Source organism: Vibrio profundi (genome assembly GCF_043642225.1).
GTDB lineage: Bacteria > Pseudomonadota > Gammaproteobacteria > Enterobacterales > Vibrionaceae > Vibrio > Vibrio profundi_A.
Map to the genome: position 1 here is coordinate 18,247 of NZ_JBHZSF010000005.1, position 25,663 is coordinate 43,909.

Below are 25,663 nucleotides of genomic sequence, written 5' to 3' on the forward strand. Positions count from 1 at the left end.
GAATGAAATTACAATCGATATTAGACAAATTTAAACCTGCTAAAGGGCATGCGCCTTCACAGACGATTATGCTGCAACAAAGCGTAATTAATTTGTCGTCTCCTGAAAATTCACCGCTTCCTAGTTTCATACCGATCCATGGTGGAGATTGGGAAGCCGCGCTGAAAACCTTATTCTCGCAAGATGGGTTGGGTGGGCAGGCACTTTCAATTGTTTTAGGTTCTCATTTTTATCAAACCTACCAAATAGATAAGCCAGAAATCCCAGAAGCTGAGTGGCCAGTCGCACTCCCTTTTTTGTTGAAAGATTTAATTACCGAAAAAGTGACAGATATTGTTGCAGATGCGGTAGCGCTTCCTTCTGGCAATAAGCTTCAGGTTTATGTTTTTCAAAAGAAAACTCTCGATAAAATTCTCGCGCTTACCGCAGCAAAACAAATTCGCTTAGAACGTATTGTTCCTGAAGACGAGGTTTGGGGATACTCTGCGGGTGAGTTAAGTAACTTTATGTTGCTGCAGCGTAGTAGCCAAGGAAACTTTAGAGTTGGCGCTTTTGTTGATAATACGGTGTGTTTCCAGCGTACGATACGTAGCGTGGTCCCGCCATTAACCGGAGTGGCTTCAAGTGCTCTCCAGTTAGACGGATTAGCTCTGGAATTGCAACGTTCTGTTGATTACTTGTCTTCACAGCTAAAGGGGACTCAACTTCATCAACTGAAGATTTGTTGTGATGATGAAGACGAAACAGAATTGGCGACTTCTTTAAATGAGAGGCTCAGTTCTAAAGTTTCTCGTTTAGTTGAAGAAGAACGTGGTGACTCTGGCGCTCTATTAGTCGACCTTGCTGCCACAATTTCTGACTTCCATGTCAATCTATACCCAAGCCACTTAAGGCCAAAAAAAGAATACTTTACGCTCAATAATATCGTCGCGGTATGGGCATTAATTGCGATCGCGCTAGGTGGAGCATATGGCTATACCACCTATCAGTTAAGTGCCGTTAAGTCCGAGCTTTCAATGGTTCAAAGTGAGTCAAGAAAGTTGAATGAACAAGTTAGTCAGTTAAAAGCCAAATTAGCCAAGCATAAACCCTCTCCTGAAAAGGTTGCCGCTGTCGCTAGGCTGCAAAGAGAAATCAAAGCAAAGCAAGAAGCCCTTAATGCGGTAGGTAGATACGATGAATCTCAACAGGTTGGCTACTCAGGAGTCATGACAGCTCTTGCCAAATTAGGGCGAAATGATATATCGCTTTCTACTATCTATATGAACAGCAATACGTTAGACCTTAAAGGCTATGCTCGTACTGCAAGTGTTGTCCCGAATTGGGTTAACCAATTTAAAACAGAATTAAATTTAGTGGGGCGTTCTTTTGAAAAGCTAAAGATTGGTCGCAATGAGCAAGACGTGATTACTTTTGAATTACGTACTCGTAGGGAGAGTAAGTAATGAACCAGTGGAATGAACTTAATGATAAATTCATCGCATTGAGTCAACGTGAAAAATGGCTTATAGCGCTGTGTGGTACGGTCGGGATTTTTATGCTGCTGTTCACCTTGCTTCTTGAGCCTAGCTATAAAGAGTTGCAATCAAGCCAATCTAAATTGCAGTCGACAAAACAAAATAACCAGAAGTTGCAGGGTGAACTATTAGTTCTACAAGCAAAGTTGAGTAGAAATCCAGATAAAGAGATTGATATTCAGTACAAAAAGCTCCTAGTTCAGAGTCAAGATTTATCAATGGAGCTTTCTGAAGTCATCGATGGTCTTATTTCCCCAACGCAAATGGCTCAATTACTAGAGAGTGTTTTGACTTCCGCCAGTGGCTTAAAACTGGTGTCGCTCGAATCGTTACAACCCGAGTCCATTTCTAAGAACCAAAGTACTAGTGAAAACTCGGACTACTTTTTACATCCTGTAAGGATGGAACTGACAGGCAGTTATTTTGATATTGCCAATTATTTGAAAATACTAGAGGAGCTACCAGTAAGCTATTATTGGAGGAGCTTCCAGTATTCCGTTGAAGAGTACCCTCAAGCTAGATTGGTTTTTGAAGTGTATACCTTAGGCACAAGGCAGGAGTTCATCGGTGGTTAGATCTCTTTTCGTTATATTGCCATTCTTATTTGTATTGAATGCGCATGCTTCTCAGGATCCTACCGCCCCACTAGGGTGGTTAGCACCTAAAGAAAAGTCTGCAACATCGACTCAGAAAAGAGCAACCTCTTATCGTTTGCCAACGTTGCAAAGTATTGTGTGTAAAAGTGAATCACCCTGTTATGCAATCTTGAACGATCAGGTCTTGTCTCAAGGTGAGTCTATTCGAGGCTATCGAATTAAAACAATAGATCCGAATTATGTTTCTCTTCAGAGAAATGGCAAACAATGGAAACTAGAGCTGTTTTCTCTGGATATAAAGAAAAATTAAGGTTTGAGTATAGACATGCGTAAACTCGTAGTGGCAGTTATCATTTCATCATTAGTTGGTTGTTCGATGGGGCATCGTGACCCTGTTGAAATTAAAGAAACCTTGAATGAATCAATTAATGAAGCAAATAGTCGTAGCTTGCATGAACTTCCATCGTCTGTTCAAGATGATCTGATGCCAGAACTAGAAAGCGGACAACTAGAATCAACAGCGCCTGTTAAACGCTTTAGAATTCAAGCAAAAGGGGTTGATGCTCGAACTTTCTTTGCGAGTTTAGTGAAAGGCACCGAATTTAGCGCGGCGATTCATCCTGCGGTATCTGGAAAAATTACGGTTAATTTAACGGATGTGACTCTAGATGAGGTGCTCAGTGTCGTACGTGATATGTATGGGTATGATATCGAGAAAAAAGGCTCGGTCATTCAAGTCTACCCGGCGGGACTGCGGACGGTTACTATCCCTGTGGACTACTTGCAAGTGAAGCGAGTGGGTCGCTCATTGACCACGATTTCAACCGGTACTATCAGCAATAGTGATTCGAGCTCTTCAAGTACTTCTTCATCCAGCTCTTCCTCATCGAACACCTCTAGCTCGAGCAGTACCACGAGCGGCGGAACGGAAATTGAAACCACGTCAGAAAGTGATTTTTGGCCTCAGTTAGAGGCGGCCGTTACTCAGCTAATTGGTTCAGGAGATGGTCAGAGTGTAGTTGTGACACCGCAAGCGAGCGTGATTACAGTAAGAGCGTACCCTGATGAGATTCGAGAGGTCCGACAATTCTTGGGTATTTCTCAAGAGCGCCTTCAACGTCAAGTCATCCTTGAAGCGAAAATACTAGAAGTCACGTTGAGTGATGGCTATCAGCAAGGTATTAGCTGGAGTAACTTATCTAAGTCGATTGGCAGCGGTGGTGTGGTGATCAGTCGACCTGAAAATACGTTACCGCCGCTAGATGCGATCAGTTCATTGTTAGGTGGTCAGACAAATGTCACCATCTCTGACGGTAGCTTTGAAGCGGTGTTGAGCTTCATGGATACTCAAGGTGATTTGAATGTTCTTTCGAGCCCTCGTGTTACGGCATCCAATAATCAGAAAGCAGTCATTAAAGTCGGTACGGACGAATACTATGTAACAGACCTATCGAGTGTTGTCGGCAGTGGTGACAATGCCAATGTTTCACCTGAAGTAGAGTTGACCCCTTTCTTCTCTGGTATTTCTTTGGATGTAACGCCGCAAATCGATGATAAAGGAAATGTGTTCCTGCATGTTCACCCTGCGGTTATTGAAGTAGAAGAAGAAACGAAAGAGCTCAACCTCGGTGATAGCACCGGCTTAGTCTCGTTACCTTTGGCGAAGAGCTCGATCCGTGAATCTGATTCGGTGATCAGAGCGAAAGATGGTGATGTGGTCGTCATTGGTGGTTTGATGAAATCGAATACTAGTGAACTGGTTTCGAAAGTCCCATTCTTTGGGGACATTCCTGCTTTAGGTCATTTGTTCCGTAATACTTCGGAGCTGACACAAAAAACGGAGCTCGTCATTCTTTTGAAGCCGACGATTGTTGGGGTAAATACGTGGCAAAAAGAACTAGAACGTTCGCGCGATTTACTGCAGCAATGGTTCCCAGAAGAAGAGTAACAGTCGTCAGTGTACCAAGCGCACTTTGGTTTTAGTCGTCAGCCGTTTTCACTGACTCCTTCGACGGAGTTGTTCTACGGCCTAGCCCCTCATTTTGAGGCGATTCAAACGGTGCTCTCAGCCCTAGATATGGGAGAGGGTGTCGTGAAGGTTACGGGTGAGGTCGGGACTGGAAAAACCATGGTGTGTAGGATGCTAGTGAATCATTTGCAAGAAGCAACTGCGCTGATTTATTTACCCAATCCTGTGTTATCTGGTGCTGATTTACGGGCTGCAGTCGCAAAAGAATTGGGTTTAGTGGTAGAGAGTGAATCTTCGGTTGTCGATGACATTCAGCACCAATTGATTCGCTTACATGCTGAAGGCAAAAATGTCGTGGCGATACTCGATGAAGCTCAGGCCTTAAGTGATGAAGCATTGGAAACGTTGCGTTTGTTTGGCAATTTGGAAACGGAAGATAAAAAGCTGCTTCAGATTGTTTTACTCGGGCAGCCTGAGCTAGACGAGCGTTTAGAAGCGCATCATCTCCGTCAGTTCCGCCAACGAATAGGGTTCAATTCTAAACTAAGAGCTCTGAACCTCGATGAAACTGTCGCCTATATTGACAATCGAATTTCGAAAGCGGGTGGGAATGAAGCGCTCTTTAGCTTGGGGCAAAAAAAAGCGATTTGGCATTCATCTCAAGGCATCCCTCGTTTGATTAACCAAATTTGTCATAAAGCTTTACTGCTAAGCTATACGGAACTCGGAAGTGCTATTGATAACCAACACCTGTATTCCGCAATGCATGATACATATGATGTTCGAAAACCTAAGTTTAAAACCCCGATTTTGTGGGGATGGAGTTAACCATGAGTGCAATTAATACCGCACTATCAGACTTAGCTAAGAAGCAGTCGACAAGCAAGATTGAAGCTGCTCACGTACCAAAAGTGAAAACTCGTTCTCCTTGGGTTTGGGTGTTAGCGGGTTTCGCTCTAAGCTTGACCGTCGGGGGCTGGGCTGTGACTCAATCTGCTCCAGAAACTCTTCCTTCTAGCTCCTCAGCTGAGAATACCTCCCTAGTCGCTAGTATTTCGCCAACTCAGAAAACAACCCCACAGGTAACGGTAGCGCTTGAACCAGAAACGGTAAACGTTAAAGCTTTAACGCAACACAGTAAACCAATAGAAATCTCCAAGCCAAAGGCTCCCAAACCTGATTTTCAGCAGTCGGAGGTTGTCACCACTCCTATAGAGAAAGCAGCCACGAAGCCGATTTTATTGGCTAGCAATAATGTGGCTAAATCTCATTCTCACGCTGAAGCATCTAGTGAATATGAGAACGAACCAGCGAGTATGGTTATTAAGCAAGTCGAGTTGACCCCAGAACAGCTTGCGACGAATGCAAAAGGGCGTGCGAAGAAGGCGCTTGATAGCAACGATTTGTCTGGGGCTTTAGCTGGTTATACTGAAGTATTACGTTATACCCCGAGAGATGAGAAAGCTCGTAAGAAACTTGCGGTACTTTACTTTGGAAAAGGGGACACTCGAAAAGCATATGAGTTATTGCAAGACGGAATTAAGCTCAATAATGATAGCGAAGCGTTGCGCCTGAGTTTGTCTAAGCTACTAATTAAAGCGAACCAGTCAGAAGCGGCACTAAGCCCTTTAGTGCATCTACCGCCCTCACCAAGTAAAGATTATTTGGCGATGAGAGCCGTACTTAGCCAGAAGTCTCAACAAGAAGAGATTGCTTTGGAAAGCTATCAGCACCTCGTCAAGCTTGATGAAGAGAATGCTCGCTGGTGGTTGGGGCTAGCTATTCAACAGGAAAGGCAATTGCAATTCTCAGAGGCGAAAAACTCTTATCAGCAAGCTTTGACTCGAGTAGGGATTTCATCTCAATCTCAAACATTTGTGCGTGACCGACTTAAAATAATAAAAGACCTAGAGGAAGCTGAGAGTGCAAATTAAGTTAAGAAAGCGACTGGGTGATTTGCTCGTAGAAGAGGGCATAATTACCGAAACTCAAGTCGAACAGGCTTTAGCTGCGCAAAAAAGTACGGGGCGAAAATTAGGGGATACCTTAATTGAACTGGGCTTTTTGTCTGAGCAACAGATGCTCTCTTTCCTTTCTCAACAGCTTGATCTGCCATTAATTGATCTCAGCCGTGCCAATATCGATATTGATGCGGTGCAAGTGCTGCCTGAAGTACATGCTCGACGCTTAAGAGCGCTGGTTATTGGTCGCAACGGAGATACGTTGCGAGTTGCCATGAGTGATCCTGCTGATCTCTTTGCTCAAGAATCACTGCTTGGTCAATTAGGGCAGTATGGGCTTGAGTTTGTCATTGCGCCAGAGCGACAGTTAGTCGAAGGCTTCGATCGTTATTATCGCCGGACCAAAGAAATTGCTTCATTTGCTGAGCAACTTCAGGCTGAACACCAAGTGACAGAAGCGTTTGACTTCGATATTGCAGATGAAGATAGCGATGAAGTTACCGTTGTTAAGTTGATCAATTCATTGTTTGAAGACGCCATCCAAGTTGGGGCGTCAGATATTCATATCGAGCCCGATTCAAACTTACTTCGACTTCGCCAACGTATTGATGGCGTGCTTCATGAAACCATTTTGAACGAAGTAAATATCGCCTCCGCATTAGTACTACGCCTTAAGTTAATGGCCAACCTAGACATTTCTGAAAAGCGCCTGCCACAAGATGGACGTTTTAATATCAGGGCGAAAGGTCAGTCAGTTGATATTCGTATGTCCACAATGCCAGTTCAACATGGTGAATCAGTCGTAATGCGTTTGTTGAACCAGTCAGCGGGTTTAAGAAAGTTAGAAGAATCTGGACTGCCAGCCGATCTATTGGTTCGACTAAGAAAACAGCTGCGCCGCCCGCATGGCATGATCTTGGTGACAGGCCCAACCGGTTCAGGTAAGACAACAACGCTTTATGGTGCATTGACGGAATTGAACGACCCTGGGAAAAAGATCATTACCGCAGAAGATCCTGTGGAATATCGCTTGCCTCGGGTAAACCAAGTGCAAGTTAACCCTAAAATTAACTTAGACTTTTCGACTATCTTACGAACATTTTTACGTCAGGATCCCGATATCATTCTGGTTGGTGAGATGCGTGATCATGAAACTGTTGAGATCGGCTTGCGAGCGGCATTAACCGGTCACTTAGTGTTAAGTACCTTGCATACTAATGATGCAGTGGACAGCGCACTAAGAATGATGGATATGGGCGCGCCGGGCTACCTAGTGGCGAGTGCGGTGAGAGCGGTAGTTGCTCAGCGTTTAGTTCGTAAAGTATGTACCGACTGTAAAGTGGAAGATGAACTAGACGAGGCGAGAAAACAGTGGCTCAGCGTTCGTTTTCCTAATCAAGCGGGTTCTTCCTACACTAAAGGCCGAGGTTGCCAGAACTGCAACTTAACTGGCTACCGTGGGCGTATTGGTGTTTTTGAAATGCTGGAGTTAGAACAAGAGATGATGGAAGCGCTTCGCTCTAATGACGCTGTTGGATTTTCGCATGCAGCTAGACAGTCGAAAAATTATAAACCACTTTTGGCTTCTGCAATGGAATTAGCATTACAGGGAGTGGTGAGCTTAGATGAAGTGATGAACCTTGGGGAAGGTGATGCTTCAGGGGCAACAGATGCTATTTATCTATAGAGGTCATTAACGAATGCCAACCTATCGTTACCAAGGGCGAAATGCTGATGGCAGCAAAGCGAGCGGCCAAGTAGATGCAGGTTCTGAAGACTTGGCGGCCGAAAGCTTGCTAGGTAAAGGCATCATTCCTATTTCAATCACAGAAGGAAAAAGTGCTTCTGGACTGAACATGGATCTATCAGGCTTGTTCGTGCCTAATGTACCCCTTGAAGTGTTGGTACTGTTCTGTCGCCAACTATACAGCTTAACTAAAGCCGGTGTCCCCCTTCTTAGGTCAATGAAAGGCTTGACTCAAAATTGTGAGAACAAGCAGCTAAAAGAAGCATTGGAAGAGGTTGTGAATGAGTTGACGAACGGCCGTGGATTATCTGCTTCGATGCAGTTACACCCAAGGGTGTTTAGTCCGTTGTTTGTTTCTATGATCAGCGTGGGTGAAAACACAGGTCGTTTGGATCAAGCTTTGCTCCAACTCGCTGGTTACTATGAACAAGAAGTAGAGACTCGTAAGAGAATCAAGACAGCGATGCGTTACCCGACCTTTGTTATCAGCTTTATATTGATCGCAATGTTCATTTTGAACGTCAAGGTTATCCCTCAGTTTTCGAGTATGTTTAGCCGTTTCGGTGTGGATCTTCCGTTGCCAACTAAGATCTTAATTGGAATGTCGGAATTCTTCGTCAACTACTGGGGAGCAATGGTAGGCGTGATCGTGGGTTCTTTATTTGCTTTTAAGGCTTGGATTGGAACAGCTGATGGAAGAGAAACGTGGGATAAGTTTCGTCTCAAAATGCCAGTAGTTGGTGGGGTGATTAACCGAGCGCAACTTTCTCGGTTCTCTCGAACCTTTGCATTGATGCTTAAAGCTGGAGTTCCACTAAACCAGTCTCTATCTTTGTCTGGAGAAGCTTTGGGGAACCGATACTTAGAGTTGCGTATACAAGAGATGAAATCGGCCATTGAAGCCGGTAGTACCGTTTCTTCAACAGCAATCAACTCAGGTATTTTCACTCCCTTAGTGATTCAAATGATCTCTGTTGGTGAAGAAACCGGTCGAATCGATGAACTTTTGTTAGAAGTCGCCGATTTTTATGACCGAGAAGTAGACTATGATTTAAAAACATTAACGGCACGTATTGAGCCTATTTTGTTGGTCATTGTTGCTGGTATGGTGTTGATTCTTGCACTAGGTATTTTCTTACCTATGTGGGGAATGTTAGATGCAATTAAAGGGTAGCGCGTGGCTGATTACGTTCGTCGTTCACGCACTACAATATGGGTTGTGGTCATATTCGCCTTGTTATTCGCGTTTATGGGGGCATGGAGTGCCGTTGAAGAAGAAGCGAGTAATACGGCAGTTATTGTGGCAAGTAAGCGGATATTGGAGCGAGCCAATTATTATCGCCAACAAAAGATTCTTAATGGGAAGTCAGAGCTTAATCGTGCGGGGAGTCCGCTGAGCTATAGCCCTTCAGGTTGGCTTTTACCGATTAATGGTTCTGCTCGAGACTGTAACGTATGGCTCACTCAGCTTTATCCCGAGCAGAGAATATTGGGAATGGGTTCACCGAAGGCGACAGATAAAAGCAGTAAACATGGTTTTTACTGTGAGTATCAATATACTGATAAATATCAGATAGATATTTTTCTAGTGAATGGGCGTTTTAGTGTTAAAGCCAATATATTGGCTTTGTGATAATTTTGACATCTGGTTGATGTTCTTGTTGATTCAACCATGTATAATACGTCATACTAATTATATGAGTAGGTAGAAAATGCTTAAAAATCAAAAAGGTTTCTCCTTAGTTGAATTAGTGGTGGTGATCGTAGTGGTAGGTTTGTTGGCAGTTGCTGCACTCCCTCGATTTCTAGATGTTACTGATGAAGCTAAGAAAGCAAGCATTGAAGGGGTTGCTGGTGGATTTGCTACTGGTGTGCTTTCAGCGCGAGCTCAGTGGGAAGCTGAAGCTAGGCCATCAGAAAGTATTGGCGGCGAGACGTATAACACTGTGAACTATGACGGTGTGGACTTTTGGCTGACTCGCTCAAAAGATGGCAATGGAGACGACACGGACTTCCGTGATGGTTATCCATGGGCTTTAAATGAAGATTCGACGACTTTCCCTAATGATGTAACAGATGAAGCCTGTGTTGAGCTAATGGGCAACCTGCTTCAAAATCCGCCTAAAGTAGGCACATTAGACGAAGTTGCTGATGGCTCTAACTATAAATATTCAGCGCAAGCGGATAATGGCAATGCATATTGTACTTACATTCAATTGGAAGGTGGTACAGAGCACCAATTCGTTTACGAGATTAAAACTGGTCGAGTGACCGTAACACTGCAGTAATCCTGCTTTAACTTAAACATAGAGAGAAAGACTATGAAAAAACAAGGCGGTTTCACCCTTATCGAACTAGTGGTGGTAATTGTTATTCTAGGTATTCTTGCAGTGACTGCAGCACCTCGTTTCCTTAACTTACAAGATGATGCACGTTCAGCTGCGGCAGAAGGATTGCGTGGTGCAATGGCTGGTGCTTCAGGTATTATTTATGGTAAATCAGCAATCGATGGTATCGAAACAGCTGTAAGTGGTACTGTAAATGTTAATGGTACAAATATTGAAGTAGCGTATGGCTACCCAGCACAAACATCAGCGGCTATGGAAGCGATTGTATCTGGTTTGGCTACTGATTGGACTCTTGTTAGCGGTGCAGTTAGTGGTGGCATTGGATATGGTTTCTCAGCATCTAATGCAGACTGTTATGTTGAATATATCGCTCTCACTAATGCTACAAGTCGTGGTGAGCCGACAATTCAATTGACGAACTGTAACTAAGGTTTAAAAGTTATAGTAAGGCCAGCATTTGCTGGCCTTTTTTATACACGCGAGGTTGTTGGGATTTGTTTTAGTTGCTCGATGCCTGATATTTTCTTATATAATATTAGATACTTATTAAAGATTTAATTTGGCCCGCCTGTGAAAAAATATCTGACATTAGGTTTTACGTTGATTGAGTTAGTTGTTGTCATGACATTAATAGGCATCGTAGCTGTTTATGCTTCTAGTCGTTATATCGGAACATCCAGCTTCTCTTCTTTTGCTGTTCAAGAGCAGGCGATTTCGATTATTAGGCAAGTCCAAGTGAATCGAATGCAGTCGAATGTAGATTCAGCATCTTTAAACGACAATTTCCAACTGACCATATCCAATGATTGCCTTGGTTCTACGGAAGCGTGTGACGAAGCTACTTCTAATGATGAGAGTAGAAGTGACGTTTTAAGAGCCTCAAGCGTAAGCTTTACCACTCAACCCTCCTCTTTAACCACTGTCGATTTTGACTTACTTGGCAACCCTATTAACAGCGCAAGCGCTGGGGTTGATATCACCATTACATCTGAAGGCCAACAAACACAGGTTTGTATTAACTCTCAAGGCTACGTATCGGGGTGCTGATGAAAAACATAAAAGCCTTTACCCTCATTGAAAGTGTTGTAGTAATGGTAATTATTGGTGTCGCAATGATTACCATTACAAGTTTTATTGCGCCCCAAATAGCCCGATCTGGTGATCCTCATTATCAAGCGCGCATGATTTCATTAGGTCAGAGTTTGATGAGCCAGGTTTTATCTCGTGGTTTTGACCATAATGGTGACTTTACTGGAACCGGAGTGCGTTGTGGTGAGGGGGATTCTGGAACTACTCAACAGTATTGTTCCGGCATATCAGGAGCCACTAATACTCTCGGCTCAGATGAGCCGGTCGGTCAGTTTAATGATGTAGATGATTACATTGGCTGTTGGGAAACTGGCGGGACGAACGGATGTAATGATTTGAGTGACTTGATTTACGATTCAGAAGGAACTTATCGCAACTTTCGCGTTGATATAGCCGTGGAGTACGACACTAATTATCACTCAACAGCACCGGTTGATGAATACTCTTTTAAGCGAATCGAGATGACGATTTCTGCTAGTAATCAGCCCCCGTTTACCTTGACAGCGTACAGGGGAAATTACTGATGAAAGTGAGTGGATTTACTCTGATTGAAATGGTGGTCACTATGGTGATCAGTGGAATTATTGTTTTAGGAATTTCTAGCTTCGTCGAATTTGGAACAAAAGGGTATGCCGACTCCATTGACCGTCAAAGACTGCAGACTCAAGCTAAGTTTGCACTAGAGAAAATATCTCGCGAAATTAGACACGCTGTTCCTAATAGTTTTGATGATAGCAATCTATCAGGTGCGGTCAGCTGCCTCTCATTTTATCCCATAGAATACTCGGGCTTTTATGCTATTTCTGGAGCGAATATCGACTTCATAGTAGGAAGTAATAATGCGGATTCGAATGAAGTCATAAATGGTGGGCATAAGCTAATAATTAACCCCACAAAAATTGAAGATTTTGCAAGTGCGATTGATGTTACATCGTTAAATACGACCGTATCTGCTGGTATCTACACGGTTTCTAATGCATCTTCTAGTATATCAAGTGAGTCTGTGGCTAATCGACAGTATCTTTTTTCTGAGCAAGTCGCTTATTGCTTGATATCTAATGGTGACTCTATGTCCTTGTTTAGGGATACGGTTCAGGTAGCCGACAGTATTAATTCGGGAAGTTTTGATTACTTATCGGCGAATGCTCAACGAGGTGGGACGGTTCTCATTAATATCGAGTTTTCTCAATCATCAGAAACAACAAACTATCAGCAAGAAGTGCAGGTGCTAAATGTCCCATAACTTTTGCCCGCGTAAAAGAACCCGTCAAAGAGGCAGCTTATATATTGTTGCTATATTTGTCTTAGTGGTGATGGGGATGTTAAGCATGAGCTTAACGCGAGTAGAGTGGTCAAACAGCGATGCTCAAACGCGCGAATTTTTGGGAACACAAGCTTGGCTTGCGGCACACTCGGCAAATGAATGGGCTCTGACCCAAGTATACCCACTAGTGGCTGGGTATGATGAGGATGCGTGCGCGGATACTGTTGATGGGGCGTCTTTAGATTTCAATTTAGCTCAATGCCAAAATGCTGAATTGACATGTGAAGAGCTTCCAGTATTAGACGATACTCGTTCTTTTCGTATTGAGGCGACGGTAGAGTGTGGTAGTGGTATTAATCAAGTGCAACGTGTTCAAGAAGTATGGGTGAGGGAGTAACTATGCTATCAGGTTTGAAGGGATTTCTACTCTTTTGGTTGTTAGTATCGTTTTCTAATTATACTTTCGCGAAAAAAGCCCAGAGTTGTAGTGTACATGGTAATTCTGACTTTACGATTTACTTTGAAGTTGAAGGCGATGATGAGGATTATCAAGAGTTTTATTTAAAGCAAGGAAGCCATGGGCATGTTTTGTGGTATACACAGGCTGAAAAAAGCGACAGTGATTATGTCTTCAACGAGCAAAACCTAATAGATGATGAAGATTATGAAATCATCATTACTAATGGTGCGAGTACTGATACTTTAAATTATTATCGTCGATTGGCGGGAGATAGTAATCCATGGAGCTTAATAGAAACGAAAGTCAAATCTTTACATAACGGTAACTTGAGCCCGGATGTTGATGACGACGATATCACCAATATCGATTGTGAAGACTCCGTTAACCCTCCTGTCATTACTCCTCCTTCCGTCACTCCTGATATATGTGCTTATGTTCCTGAAACGGTTCAGACCAATGCTTATGCATCTGGTCCAGCTTTGCGAGGTCAACTCGCGATCACCAATGGCACGCAGAGTAAAATTATTCCAGCGGATGATTCTACGACTTTTTCATTTTTAGCGTATCAAGGTGGTCCTGAGGGCTGTGATTATCCTAGCTCAGGTCTTCAAGCGTGTAATGTGGATAGCAATAAGTTTTATGAAGATTTCCCCCCGGTTCTGACGTCTTATTCGACTGATGATGCTGAAGATATTGAGTGTGATTCTGATGACTGTGAACCTTTGCTCGCGGGTACATATAAAGATGTCTCTATTGACGAAAATCAGACTCTGACTTTAGCTGGTGGGGAGTATTGGTTTAATGAACTTAAATTTGAAGGTGAAGGGGCAAAGCTAGAGATTGGAGCCGCATCTATTGTTCATTTTAAGAAGATATTCATTGAAGAAAGTACCACTTCAAACCCTATTGAAATTAACACAACATCTAAGGTTAGTGAGGATTTACTGCTAATCGGTCATGAAAAAGATTCTTTCTTTCATATTGATAGCGGAGTAGATGGTGTTGAAGTTTATGCTTATCTCTATATTGATTCGCTTGCCGATGATCGTGGAGGCTTTGATATATCCGGTAATAACAATAACTTCTATGGCGGAGTGAGTGCCTTTAATGTGAATTTAAGTGGCTACTCTAATGTTATTCACTCGCGTTCTGAACACCAATGTATTGATACTGGTGACTCTTACACCGTTTCAATGACTCCGGCTAAAAGTTTATCTTTAACATGTGGCAGTGATAAACCAACTTTCGAATTGAAAGTGCAAAACAATGGTGAAGACTTAGTTAATGAAAGTGTAGACATTAACATTGAATTGTTTAAATCCGCTATTGGAGACAGTTCATTTCTGAGTGCTTCTGTGTTTGGAGGGATTGGTAGTGGAAGCGGCAGTCAATTTACAACAACGACTAGCGGTGAACTGCAACTTCAGATTTCAACCTCCTCAATCTCTAGTGTGGAATTGGACACTGATTACACGATTCAAGCGTCATTAAAGGATCATGACACAGAGGAATCAAGTAGCCTATTTAAGTATGTTCCATACATGTTTGATGTAGATCCTCAGTTTATCATCGCAGGTCAGCCTAAATCTGTAGAGGCTAGAATATTGGCTTGTACAGAAAGTGATGGTTCAGAAGTTATTGCTACAAATTATAGCGGATCTCCTAATACAGAGAGCAACATCATTGAACCTAGTGACGGCTTAGATGGCAATTTTTCGTATGCCCCTACTTTTAGTTCCGGTGAATCGAGTGCAGATTTAAGTCTGGATGAGTCGGGGGAATTTGAAGTGACAATTTCAGATTCATTTAACTGCTCAGGATATCAGAATTGCCCTGATGGAGGCAGTGCCGAAGTAACAGGTGAGTTTTCGGTTTATTCGAGGCCATGGACATTCGCGATTTGCGAGGAAACCGACGCTAACATTTCAGGCACCTCACTAAGTGGGAATGGTTATGTGGCGGTTGGAGACAACTTCGAATTACGCCTCAAACCGGTCGTATGGCAGTCCGATTGGGATGGTTCTTCTCCGGTTAATACGCTCAACGGTGGCTTAAGCTTATGTGATGCCGATATTACTCAAAACTTTTTCCTAAGTGGAGCGACTGCAGCTTCGGTGACCTTATCGAACGGAGCATTCACACCGACTGGAGGCACTCAATTAGAGCTGTCCGGGTCTTTATCCAAAGCCAATACAGAAGGCGCTGGATCTAGTTCTAACCAATACCTTCCTTATTCTGGACTAGCTATTAATGAGGCGGGAAGTCTGTCTGTCATCGCTGCGTCAGATAATCAATATCTAACCATGGATATTGACAGTGGAACCCGTTCAGTTGGCCGATTTTACCCTAAGTATTTCTCAGTCTTTTCCCAAACATGGGCATACCCAAGCAGCCAAAGCTTTATTTATATGGGGCAGAACTTTGAAACAGTAGAGTTTGAAGTTCAAGCTCTTGATGACAATGAAGAAGCTATTTTCAATTATGCTCATGCTAACTATTCTAGTGATTTAAGAGCAGAATTTAATTTGTCCGAACTCGGTTCCTATACTACTCGCTTTGTATCCCCAAGCTTTGGTGAGGGAGTGTGGAGTGATGATATCGGAAGCATTGGTACGTTTAGCCATACGCCGAGTAGCCTAAGTATTTGTGAAGACTCAACGAGTTTGTGTTTTACAAAAAATGATGTTGCGACTGGTTATGAAGATGGACCGTTTAACTTAAATGGCAGCGACAGTGATAATGCGTTAACCACTCCAACCGATATATCAATTGTGTTAGCAACAGGAAATACTGACCCAGTAGAGTTTGTTACGGGTGGACAAAAACTTGATGGCCAGCCGGATATTCGTTTTGGTCGTGTTGACCTTGATGATGTAGGTGGCAATGCAGGAGCGACATTGACGGTTCCATTGAGAGCTGAATATTGGAATGGCAGTCGTTTCATGACGAACGATGATGATAGCTCGACGTCTGTAGACGCGGAAATGAGTAATCGAGAAATTCTTTGGTCTCCGGATAGCGATACGACCACCGTAACATTAGGTGGTGGTGGTGATGTGACCAGTGGAGAATCCCGAAACATTACAGCTTCTCAAGGTGACGATGTTGAGCTAAGAGAGCAGATTCAGCTGTGGCAAGATATGGATGATACCCCGTGGCTTCGCTATAACTGGGACTCAACTGTCGCAGCGGAAGAAGACCCTTCATCGGTGGCAACCTTCGGTATTTATCGAGGTAATGATCGTGTGATTTATCGAGGCGAAAGCCGCCTTACCGGTCAGTGATAATTTAAATAACGAGTCTTAAGTTAGGAATCTGTAAGAAAATGCGGGTTTCAGTCCATGTTTATACTTCAATGCCTTGCCGTTACAGCAAGGCATTGGTACATTTAGTGCAATTTTTGTCTTCTAATTCTTGCAGGATGAGCGAAGAATATGTTTAAAAAACTTCGTGGCATGTTTTCAAACGACCTATCGATTGATTTAGGTACTGCCAATACCCTTATTTATGTTAAAGGCCAAGGCATCGTTCTTGATGAGCCTTCTGTTGTCGCTATTCGTCAAGATCGTGTAGGTTCCGCTAAAAGCGTAGCTGCTGTCGGTCATGCTGCTAAACAAATGCTAGGTCGTACACCTGGTAATATTTCAGCTATTCGCCCAATGAAAGACGGCGTAATCGCGGATTTCTATGTAACTGAAAAAATGCTTCAGCACTTCATTAAACAAGTGCATGACAACAGTGTTTTAAAACCAAGCCCACGCGTTCTTGTGTGTGTACCTTGTGGGTCTACTCAAGTTGAACGTCGTGCAATTCGTGAGTCGGCATTAGGTGCGGGCGCTCGTGAAGTTTATTTGATTGATGAACCAATGGCTGCGGCAATCGGTGCCGGCCTACGTGTATCAGAACCAACAGGTTCAATGGTTGTTGATATCGGTGGTGGTACAACGGAAGTGGCGGTTATCTCACTAAATGGTGTGGTTTACTCATCTTCAGTACGTATCGGTGGCGACCGTTTTGATGAAGCTATCATTAACTATGTGCGTCGTAACTACGGCAGCTTGATTGGCGAGGCAACGGCTGAGAAGATCAAACACGAAATCGGTTCTGCTTACCCTGGTGATGAAGTAGAAGAGATTGAAGTGCGTGGTCGTAACCTTGCAGAAGGTGTACCTCGTAGCTTTAGCCTAAACTCCAACGAAATCCTTGAAGCGCTGCAAGAGCCGCTTTCGGGTATCGTATCTGCAGTCATGGTTGCGTTAGAGCAATGTCCACCTGAACTGGCTTCTGATATTTCAGAAAATGGTATGGTACTAACGGGTGGCGGTGCACTTCTGAAAGATCTTGATCGCCTACTAACTGAAGAAACGGGTATCCCTGTTGTTGTCGCTGAAGAGCCACTAACATGTGTTGCTTTGGGTGGCGGTAAAGCTCTTGAAATGATCGACATGCACGGTGGCGATCTATTTAGCGAAGAATAATAATCCAGTGTTAGGTTCTAGATACGATCTAGGGCCTAGGACCTAGCTTCTAGGACCAAATATAGAATGAAGCCAATTTTTGGTAGAGGCCCTTCTCTACAATTGCGCCTATTTTTTGCAGTAACATTATCAGCCAGCCTTATGCTGGCTGATAGTCGTTTAGATGCTTTCTCTAGTGTGCGTTACTTGCTGAACAGTATGGTTGCGCCTATCCAATACGCCGCTAACCTCCCTCGTAGTATGTTTGATGGGGTATACGATCGTTTTAATACCCGGAAAGGTTTGATCGATTCAAACTACACTCTCAAGCGAGAAGTTCTTCGCCTAAAAAGCGACATGATTTTGTTGGATCAATATCGAGAAGAAAACCAGCGATTACGTAAACTACTTGGCTCTCCGTTTATCCGCGATGAGAAGAAAGTAGTGACGGAAGTGATGGCAGTTGATACCTCTCCATATCGTCACCAAGTCGTGATTGATAAAGGGAAGATTGATGGCGTTTATGAAGGTCAGCCAGTTATCAATGAAAAAGGGATCGTCGGGCAAGTCACGTTTGTGGCGGCACATAATAGCCGAGTTCTGTTGCTGACAGACGCAAATAATGCCATCCCAGTGCAAGTGATCCGCAACGATATTCGAGTAATCGCTTCTGGAAACGCTAAAGTGGATGAAATCCAACTTGAGCACATTCCAACCAGTACGGATATCCAAGAAGAAGACTTGCTAGTGACTTCTGGCTTAGGCGGCGTTTATCCGGAAGGTTATCCAGTCGCGTATGTTGAATCGGTCAACTACGATCCTCAACGAGAATTTGCAGCGATCAAAGCAACCCCGGTTGTGGAGTTTGATCGACTGCGTTATCTACTGCTCATCTGGCCAAATGAAGATCGTCAGAAACAAGCGGATGAAGCCAGTGTAAAACAAGTGTTAGTTGAGGGTGCTAATGGCGAATAGTGTGTTAAGAAGTAAGCTCGCCATTGGGTGTTCTTTCTTGATTGCTTTGATCTTACAAACCATTCCGTGGCCAGGCAGTCTAGACTTGTTGAGACCCTCTTGGTTATTGCTCGTTACTTGCTATTGGGTACTAGCGTTACCACACCGTGTCAATGTTGGTTCTGCACTCATTCTTGGATTGCTTTGGGATTTGTTGATCGGTTCCACGCTTGGTATCCGTGGAATGATGATGTCGATAGTGATCTATATTATCGCTTTGAATTTCTTGGTGATTCGAAATATGGCGTTGTGGCAACAAGCCATGATCATTGCGGCACTAACGATATTATTTGAGGTCTTAATATTCTTTGGTGAATATTTGATCCAAGACGTTGTATTCAACCCATTATCGTTATGGAGCGCATTGATAAACTGTATACTTTGGCCATGGATGTTTTTGCTAATGAGACGGGTGCGTCGACATTGGCATGTTAGGTAGCGCAATGATTTCAGACACAACACTGATATTGGCATCTGGCTCTCCTCGCCGTAAGGAGCTATTAAGCCAACTTGGTTACGACTTTTCTGTGATTAAGACAGATGTAGAAGAAATAAAACAAGCGGAAGAGTCTGCAGAAGAGTACGTCCAAAGGTTAGCGTTAGATAAAGCGTCTGCAGGCTTAGAACTGGCAGGTGAAGGTGCTGTTGTTCTAGGGTCAGATACCGTTGTTGTCATTGATGGACAAGTTTTAGAGAAACCCAGAGACTTTGCTGATTGTCAGAGAATGCTGAATCAGCTTTCTGATAACCGTCATCAAGTCATGACTGCCGTCTCTGTCGTTTCACACTCAGATCAGCAAACTGTAGTGGTAACTACAGATGTATGGTTTAAGCCCCTAAGTGAAAAAGAAATAGAAAAATATTGGTTATCAGGGGAACCATGCGACAAGGCTGGTAGTTATGGCATTCAAGGGTTAGGGGGACGTTTCGTCACCCGAATCGAAGGTAGTTTTCACTCTGTAGTAGGTTTGCCTTTATTTGAAACTGACCAGCTCTTGCACGAATTTTTATAAATTAATTTTTGAGGTGCACCATGAGTGCTGAGTTGCTGTTGAACGTGACCCCGAGTGAAACTCGTGTGGCCATGATTGAAGGGGGAGTCCTTCAGGAAATTCATATTGAGCGAGATGCTCGTCGTGGTTTAGTTGGAAATATTTACAAAGGAAAAGTCAGTCGAGTACTGCCAGGTATGCAGGCTGCATTTGTGGATATTGGTCTAGAAAAAGCGGCTTTTCTGCACGCGTCTGACATTGTCCCGCATACAGAATGCGTGGCAGAGAATGAAAAAAAGCAATTCCAAGTTCGCGATATCTCTGAACTAGTTCGTCAAGGTCAGGACATTGTGGTTCAAGTGGTAAAAGATCCTCTTGGCACAAAAGGAGCCCGCCTAACGACTGATATTACCCTGCCTTCGCGTTACTTAGTTTTCATGCCCGGCGCAAGTCATGTGGGCGTATCTCAGCGTATCGAAAGCGAATCAGAGCGTGATCGTTTAAAGAAAGTCGTATCACATTATTGTGATGAGCACGGCGGGTTTATTATTCGTACTGCTGCTGAAGGAGCAGACGAACATGAGCTCTCTCAGGATGCCGCATTTCTTAAACGTTTATGGCTGAAAGTGTTAGAGCGCCGAGCGAAACACAAACCGCGCACTCGTCTTTATGGGGAGTTAGGGCTTGCTCAGCGCATTCTTCGTGATTTTGTTGGCACAGAGCTGAGTAAAATCCAAGTAGACTCTCGTCTAGAGTTTGAAAATCTAAAGGAATTCACGTCTGAATACGTGCCAGAGCTAACGAATAAGTTAGAGCTCTACGAAGGGGATAAACCCATCTTCGATATGTACGATACAGAGAACGAAATTCAACGTTCACTAGACCGTAAAGTCGAGTTGAAGTCTGGCGGTTACTTGATTATCGATCAAACTGAAGCCATGACCACGGTTGATATTAATACCGGAGCGTTTGTCGGTCGCCGCAATCTTGAAGAAACGATCTTCAATACCAATGTGGAAGCCACTCAGGCTATCGCTCGCCAGCTACGCCTACGAAATTTAGGTGGCATCATTATCATTGATTTCATCGATATGATTTCGGAAGAGCACCGTAAGCGTGTACTTACTTCCCTAGAAGCTGCATTAGATAAAGATCGAGTGAAGACCAATATTAATGGCTTTACTCAGCTAGGCTTAGTAGAGATGACTCGAAAACGTACTCGTGAGAGCATCGAACATATTTTATGTTCAAGCTGTCCTACGTGTGAAGGTCGAGGAAGCGTTAAGACGGTGGAAACGGTGTGTTATGAAATCCTTCGTGAGATAACCCGTGTAAACCGTGCTTATGATGCTGATAAATTTGTTGTTTATGCGTCGCCTGCGGTTGCTGAAACATTAGAAGGTGATGAGTCTCACGCGCTAGCCGAGCTTGAAGTGTTCATTGGTAAACAAGTGAAAATCCAAGCTGAGCCTCTTTATATTCAGGAACAGTTTGACGTTGTTATGATGTAATGGATGTTTTGTGAGTTCGAGTGTTGTTCGCTTATGGCGAGGGTGTTTGTGGTTATTGGTGTCAGCCTTAGTTGTACTGGCTGTCGCCGTGACTACGTTACGCGTAGCGTTACCCAATTTAAATAACTATAAATCTGAAATCGAAACTTGGGTTAACCAACGCTCAGGTTTCGAATTTACGATCAATGAAGTGAGTGGTTTCTGGCGCAACACTCACCCTTCTATAGCTTTACAAGGCGTTAAAGCCAATTTCCCAAGTACACAAAATGTTCACTTTTCCGTAGACCAACTTGAGGTTGAATTCGATCTGATTCAATCGATTTTTAAGTTGCGACCTGTCGTCACTGATCTCACTCTAAATCAATTGCATCTGGATGTTCGCTCTCTCGATATTTTGGGAGCAAACCCGAGTAGCGAGAACAAGAGCAACTCTAAAGGTGGCTCCTCTAATATTGTTCCTGAACTGGATAACTTGCTACTGAGGATCCTGATTGATTTCACCTTAAAAGATTCTACGGTTTTATATACCTCTATTTCTGGTGAAGAACGCCAATTAGACATCGAAAACCTTAAGTGGCGAAACTCAGGCAAACACCACCTTGCTGAAGGGGTGTTAAGTATTGCTGACACGAACATCAACTCTTTGTCAGTAAGTGCTAACTTCATCGACAATGGTTCGTTGGCGGATGTGTCTGGTGAATTTTATGTCAGCGCTGAGCAGGTTTCAGTGAAGCCTTGGTTGACGAGGTACATGCAAGCAGAATCAGGCATCACGACTGGCAATGTTAGTCTAAACAGTTGGATAACATTAACCAACAGCAAGCCTGTCGATGCATACGTTGAGATTCTGCCTTCAGAGCTGAGCTGGATAGAAGGGTCTGAGCACGACCTTATTGTCGAATCAGGGGTATTCAAGCTAAAACCTACCGAGAAAGGCTGGCAAGTGAATGGCCACTCACTGAATCTGCGGACGGATGATACGCAGTGGCCAGAGTTGGATGTGGCTTTTGATTGGCAAACCGATTTTTGGCAGCTGAATGTCTCTCAAATAGATATTGCTACGATTACACCTTTGATAAAGCTATTACCTGAATCGACGGATTCTGGTGAAATGCTGTCGACATTGAACCCTGGCGGGCTGGTGGAAGATATTAGGGTTTCAATGGGCGATGATATTGAAAGCTTAAGATACTCAGCCAAGATCTCTCAAGCCTCTATGAATCAATGGGACCTACTACCTGGTTTCCATCATGTCTCCGGTTCGTTATTTGGTTCGATTTCTGAAGCGAAAGCAAGAATATCAGTCATTGATGATGTTTTTCCTTATGGAGAAGTGTTTCAAGCGCCTCTGAATATTAAGCAAGGCTTAGTCGATATTGTTTGGCAAAGTGATGAGAACGGTTGGCGCCTATGGTCAGACAAAGTCACCGCCGCCACTCCTGATTTGCAAGTGTTGGGTGCGTTTCGCCTCGATTTTCCGAAAAAAGGTAATGCCTTTCTTTCTTTTTATGGAGAAGCCGATGCGTATAACGCTGGTGAAACTTGGCGTTATCTGCCGACATTAGCACTTGGTCAAGACCTTACGGATTATCTATCGACCGCCATTCAGGCTGGGCGCGCGGAGACAGTTAAGCTTTTATGGCATGGCGAATTAGCCCAGTTCCCATACAAGAATAATGAAGGAATATTCCAAGTATGGGTTGGTTTGGAAGGGGCGAAGTTTAGCTTTGATACAGCTTGGCCACCAATTACCGATTTACAACTTGATCTGTTATTTGAAAATGAAGCGATGCATTTAGATTCTCGCTCAGCTCAATTAATGGATGTCACTGCAAAGAGAATTACTGGTCGTATCCCCGATTTGGCAGAAAACGGTCACATTGAGATAGAAGCCAGCGCAGTTGCTTCGGGTAATGCGGTTCGTGATTACATGACTTCAACCCCTTTGGTTGATTCTGTTGGTGCCGCTTTAACGGCGTTGCAAGTCAGCGGAGAAGTCAATTCTGAATTCCAGTTGAATATCCCATTTAATGCTGACCTAGAACCTAGAGCGTGGGGTTATGCTGATCTTGCTGAAAATCATGTAGAAATTGAGGCGCCTCCAATGACACTCGAAAATGTTTCGGGTCGAATTTCGTTTGATAATGATGTCGTAACCGCTAATGGGTTAGCCGCTGAGTTACTTAAACAGTCTATTTCAGTAGACTTCAAAGGCGAAAACGATGGTCCGGGGTACGCGGTAAATATCGACGTGCTTGGCGATTGGGATGTCGAGCCGCTTGTTCCCTATATCGGTGAGCGCTGGTTATCTCCAGTATCTGGCCATGCACCGTGGCAAGCTGGTATTGATATACAGCTGAATGATGTTGGGTTTACTTATCAGTTAGACCTCAACTCTGATCTTAAGTTTATTGCAAGTAAGTATCCATATCCGCTGGCTAAAGCTTCATCGGAAAGTGGTTCTGCTAGGCTGCAAGCGTCGGGGAACCAAGAATCGATAACAGCGCGCGTTCAGCTACCAAACACTAAGTATCAAACCGAAATTGATATTACGGGAGAAAAGCCGGTCTTAACGGCCACGAACCTAGTGTTAGGTCGAGGTGGGTTTAAAATCAGCCCAGTAGCAGGTCATCATGCATTGGTCCGTACCGATAAATTCAATGTTGATGACTGGTCGAGTTTTTTTACGGCACCTGAAAAGGAATCGAAAGCCGTTTTAAGCCAAATGAATACGCCAGACATTCCAATGCCGAGCCGAGTGACGCTGCAAAGTAAAGAAGTAACTCTCGGTGGAATCCAATGGAATGACGTCGATTTTAGTGCCCGTAAAAAAGGACTCGCTTGGCAGATGGAAGTGTCCAGCCAAGAGGTAGAAGGGGATATCAACTATATCGAACCTTATGACCTGACTGTTTCCTTAGAGCGACTACACATATTTGTACCAGAATGGAGTAAGCAGAAAGAACCTGAATCATTGATTAAGCCTAAAGATCTGACGGCTCCGCTAGTGTCTGACTTTGATCGTCATATTCATGAGGTGATGCCTAATGTCACTCTATTGATTGATGACTTTTGGCTGCAGGGTTATAAGGTCGGGAGAGTTAACGTCGATCTCCAACGTCAAGGTGAACGCTTAGAATGGAAAAAGATCCAAGTCAGAAGTGGTGAAAATGAGCTAGACATGAGTGGCTGGTGGAAGCTGGATGGTGACTTGAGTCAATCACAGCTGAAAGTCGATGTGAAAGGCGAAAACAACAGTGACTTGATGGAACGATTTGGCATCACTTCGGGCATTCAAAAGGCCCCATTTGAAATGGATGCGCTGGCAACTTGGAATGGTTCGCCATGGGGAGTTGATACTCAAACTCTCGATGGCAATGCGAAAGTAAAATTTGGCAAAGGGGTGATTTCGGATGTCAGTGGAGCTGCTCGCTTACTTGGTCTCTTTAGCTTAGATTCTATCATTCGAAAAATGCAGCTTGATTTTAGCGATGTGTTCGATAAAGGAATGGCGTTCAACTCGATAACTGGCAGCGGGCAAATGGCGAATGGGGTGTTTGTGACTAATGACATCTACATGGACGCGGTGGCTGGAGAGATGAAAATCAGCGGTATGGCGGATTTGAACACTCGTTTGGTCGATGCGGAAGTGAACTTCACGCCAGATGTTACCTCTGGTATTCCTGTGTTGACTGCGTTTGCCGTTACGCCTCAAACTGCTTTATACGTGCTGGCAATCACAACGGTGATTTCACCTGTGGTCGAAGTTTTCACTCAAGTGAATTATGAAGTCAAAGGACCGTTGGACTCACCGACAGTAAAAGAGCTCTCTCGTAGTCGTGGTGAGTTTAAACTGCCTGAAAAATTAAGAAAAAAAGCCCAGTAATCGATAGGGAAGGAAAACACATGGGATGTGTTGGCGTTATTCAAATGACCTCAGGGCCTGATCCGTTTGAGAATATTAACTGGATAGAGGCGCAAACCGAAAGCTTGGTATCTCAAGGTGCACAATGGATCGTGACGCCCGAGAATGCCATTGTGTTTGGCTCTCGTAGTGACTATCACCAATATGCAGAACCATTGGGTGATGGAGTCATTCAGCAGAAGCTCGCGAGCATTGCTAAACGTCACCGTATTTGGTTGGTTATCGGGAGTATGCCGATTCAAACGAAGAGCGGGGTCACGACCACTACGTTGATCTTTGATGATTTTGGTTCACTCGTGGCTCATTACGACAAACTTCATATGTTTGATGTCGATGTTGCGGACGGCCATCAACATTATAGAGAGTCAGATACTTTTACCCCTGGCAATAGGGTCGTGACGGCTGAAACGCCTTTTGCTCACCTAGGCTTGAGTATTTGTTATGATGTGCGCTTTCCGCACCTATACTCTCAGTTAGTGAGAGAAGGCGCGCAAGTTATGCTTGTTCCTGCGGCGTTTACGGCGGTGACAGGAGAAGCTCATTGGGAAACCTTGCTACGTTGCCGGGCCATTGAAACCCAATCTTGGGTTGTGGCGGTCGGTCAAGGTGGCACCCACCCTTGTGGGCGTGAGACCTGGGGACATTCCATGGTGATCGATCCGTGGGGAAGAATCGTTAAACAATTGGATCAAACGGCCAGTAGTATGGTGGTTGATATTGATCTGACTGTGAATGAACAAGTTAGGCGCAATATGCCAATTGAGCGACACACTCGCTTCAATAATCACTTTCAAATTAATAATAAGAGCTAAA

At 43.8% G+C, this 25,663-nt stretch carries 23 protein-coding genes; all 23 read left to right on the forward strand.

Annotated features, from left to right (window positions below; translation table 11 throughout):
• Window positions 1–2: 2 nt before the first annotated feature.
• The 23 genes from ACHUFI_RS09890 (at window position 3) to ACHUFI_RS10000 (ending at window position 25,662) form a co-directional block, all read left to right on the forward strand.
• Window positions 3–1,445 carry an MSHA biogenesis protein MshI gene (locus ACHUFI_RS09890; RefSeq protein ID WP_394248665.1) on the forward strand — a complete coding sequence of 481 codons (1,443 nt, stop codon included), beginning with the start codon at window positions 3–5 and terminating at the stop codon, window positions 1,443–1,445.
• On the forward strand, window positions 1,445–2,092 hold the full coding sequence (gene gspM / locus ACHUFI_RS09895) for a type II secretion system protein GspM (protein WP_394248667.1): 648 nt from the start codon (window positions 1,445–1,447) through the stop codon (window positions 2,090–2,092). Before ACHUFI_RS09890 ends, gspM begins: the two co-directional genes overlap by 1 nt.
• On the forward strand, window positions 2,085–2,423 hold the full coding sequence (locus ACHUFI_RS09900; RefSeq protein WP_394248668.1) for an MSHA biogenesis protein MshK: 339 nt from the start codon (window positions 2,085–2,087) through the stop codon (window positions 2,421–2,423). The genes gspM and ACHUFI_RS09900 overlap by 8 nt, the downstream gene beginning before the upstream one ends.
• A 15-nt stretch (window positions 2,424–2,438) precedes the next feature.
• Window positions 2,439–4,061: a pilus (MSHA type) biogenesis protein MshL gene (gene mshL, locus ACHUFI_RS09905; RefSeq protein ID WP_394248669.1), complete on the forward strand. Its 1,623-nt coding sequence runs from the start codon at window positions 2,439–2,441 to the stop codon at window positions 4,059–4,061.
• Between the two features lie 9 nt (window positions 4,062–4,070).
• Window positions 4,071–4,910, forward strand: a complete 840-nt coding sequence (locus tag ACHUFI_RS09910; protein ID WP_394248671.1) for an ExeA family protein — start codon at window positions 4,071–4,073, stop codon at window positions 4,908–4,910.
• A complete protein-coding gene (locus ACHUFI_RS09915; protein WP_394248673.1) occupies window positions 4,901–6,016 on the forward strand; it encodes a tetratricopeptide repeat protein in 1,116 nt (371 codons plus the stop codon). Before ACHUFI_RS09910 ends, ACHUFI_RS09915 begins: the two co-directional genes overlap by 10 nt.
• Window positions 6,006–7,730, forward strand: coding sequence for a GspE/PulE family protein (locus ACHUFI_RS09920; protein WP_394248675.1), 1,725 nt, complete (start codon window positions 6,006–6,008; stop codon window positions 7,728–7,730). The genes ACHUFI_RS09915 and ACHUFI_RS09920 overlap by 11 nt, the downstream gene beginning before the upstream one ends.
• Before the next feature lie 13 nt (window positions 7,731–7,743).
• Window positions 7,744–8,964, forward strand: a complete 1,221-nt coding sequence (locus ACHUFI_RS09925) for a type II secretion system F family protein (protein ID WP_394248677.1) — start codon at window positions 7,744–7,746, stop codon at window positions 8,962–8,964.
• A 3-nt stretch (window positions 8,965–8,967) separates the two neighbouring features.
• A complete protein-coding gene (locus ACHUFI_RS09930) occupies window positions 8,968–9,423 on the forward strand; it encodes an MSHA biogenesis protein MshF (protein ID WP_394248679.1) in 456 nt (151 codons plus the stop codon).
• A 79-nt stretch (window positions 9,424–9,502) separates the two neighbouring features.
• Complete coding sequence (locus ACHUFI_RS09935) at window positions 9,503–10,078, forward strand: prepilin-type N-terminal cleavage/methylation domain-containing protein (RefSeq protein WP_394248681.1); 576 nt, start codon at window positions 9,503–9,505, stop codon at window positions 10,076–10,078.
• Window positions 10,079–10,111: 33 nt separating this feature from the next.
• The gene (locus ACHUFI_RS09940; protein WP_394248683.1) at window positions 10,112–10,567 is read left to right on the forward strand and encodes a type II secretion system protein; all 456 of its coding nucleotides are present in this window, start codon (window positions 10,112–10,114) and stop codon (window positions 10,565–10,567) included.
• 141 nt (window positions 10,568–10,708) lie between these two features.
• A complete protein-coding gene (locus ACHUFI_RS09945) occupies window positions 10,709–11,185 on the forward strand; it encodes a type II secretion system protein (protein ID WP_394248685.1) in 477 nt (158 codons plus the stop codon).
• Window positions 11,185–11,751, forward strand: coding sequence for a type IV pilus modification PilV family protein (locus tag ACHUFI_RS09950; RefSeq protein WP_394248687.1), 567 nt, complete (start codon window positions 11,185–11,187; stop codon window positions 11,749–11,751). The genes ACHUFI_RS09945 and ACHUFI_RS09950 overlap by 1 nt, the downstream gene beginning before the upstream one ends.
• On the forward strand, window positions 11,751–12,470 hold the full coding sequence (locus ACHUFI_RS09955) for a PilW family protein (protein ID WP_394248689.1): 720 nt from the start codon (window positions 11,751–11,753) through the stop codon (window positions 12,468–12,470). The genes ACHUFI_RS09950 and ACHUFI_RS09955 overlap by 1 nt, the downstream gene beginning before the upstream one ends.
• Window positions 12,460–12,888 carry an MSHA biogenesis protein MshP gene (locus ACHUFI_RS09960; RefSeq protein ID WP_394248691.1) on the forward strand — a complete coding sequence of 143 codons (429 nt, stop codon included), beginning with the start codon at window positions 12,460–12,462 and terminating at the stop codon, window positions 12,886–12,888. Before ACHUFI_RS09955 ends, ACHUFI_RS09960 begins: the two co-directional genes overlap by 11 nt.
• Window positions 12,889–12,890: 2 nt before the next feature.
• Entirely contained in the window at window positions 12,891–16,235 is a 3,345-nt protein-coding gene (locus tag ACHUFI_RS09965) for a DUF6701 domain-containing protein (protein WP_394248693.1), read from the forward strand.
• A gap of 150 nt (window positions 16,236–16,385) precedes the next feature.
• Window positions 16,386–17,429 (forward strand): rod shape-determining protein, encoded by a 1,044-nt coding sequence (locus ACHUFI_RS09970; protein ID WP_004740843.1) that lies wholly within the window; start codon window positions 16,386–16,388, stop codon window positions 17,427–17,429.
• A gap of 66 nt (window positions 17,430–17,495) precedes the next feature.
• Window positions 17,496–18,383, forward strand: coding sequence for a rod shape-determining protein MreC (gene mreC, locus ACHUFI_RS09975; RefSeq protein WP_394248695.1), 888 nt, complete (start codon window positions 17,496–17,498; stop codon window positions 18,381–18,383).
• Window positions 18,373–18,861 (forward strand): rod shape-determining protein MreD, encoded by a 489-nt coding sequence (gene mreD, locus ACHUFI_RS09980; protein ID WP_137358445.1) that lies wholly within the window; start codon window positions 18,373–18,375, stop codon window positions 18,859–18,861. The genes mreC and mreD overlap by 11 nt, the downstream gene beginning before the upstream one ends.
• Before the next feature lie 4 nt (window positions 18,862–18,865).
• Window positions 18,866–19,435, forward strand: coding sequence for a Maf family protein (locus tag ACHUFI_RS09985; RefSeq protein WP_394248698.1), 570 nt, complete (start codon window positions 18,866–18,868; stop codon window positions 19,433–19,435).
• Window positions 19,436–19,455: 20 nt separating this feature from the next.
• Complete coding sequence (rng, locus tag ACHUFI_RS09990) at window positions 19,456–20,925, forward strand: ribonuclease G (RefSeq protein WP_394248700.1); 1,470 nt, start codon at window positions 19,456–19,458, stop codon at window positions 20,923–20,925.
• Window positions 20,926–20,935: 10 nt separating this feature from the next.
• Complete coding sequence (locus tag ACHUFI_RS09995; RefSeq protein ID WP_394248702.1) at window positions 20,936–24,811, forward strand: YhdP family protein; 3,876 nt, start codon at window positions 20,936–20,938, stop codon at window positions 24,809–24,811.
• Window positions 24,812–24,831: 20 nt separating this feature from the next.
• Entirely contained in the window at window positions 24,832–25,662 is an 831-nt protein-coding gene (locus tag ACHUFI_RS10000; RefSeq protein WP_394248704.1) for a carbon-nitrogen hydrolase family protein, read from the forward strand.
• Window position 25,663 lies beyond the last annotated feature (1 nt).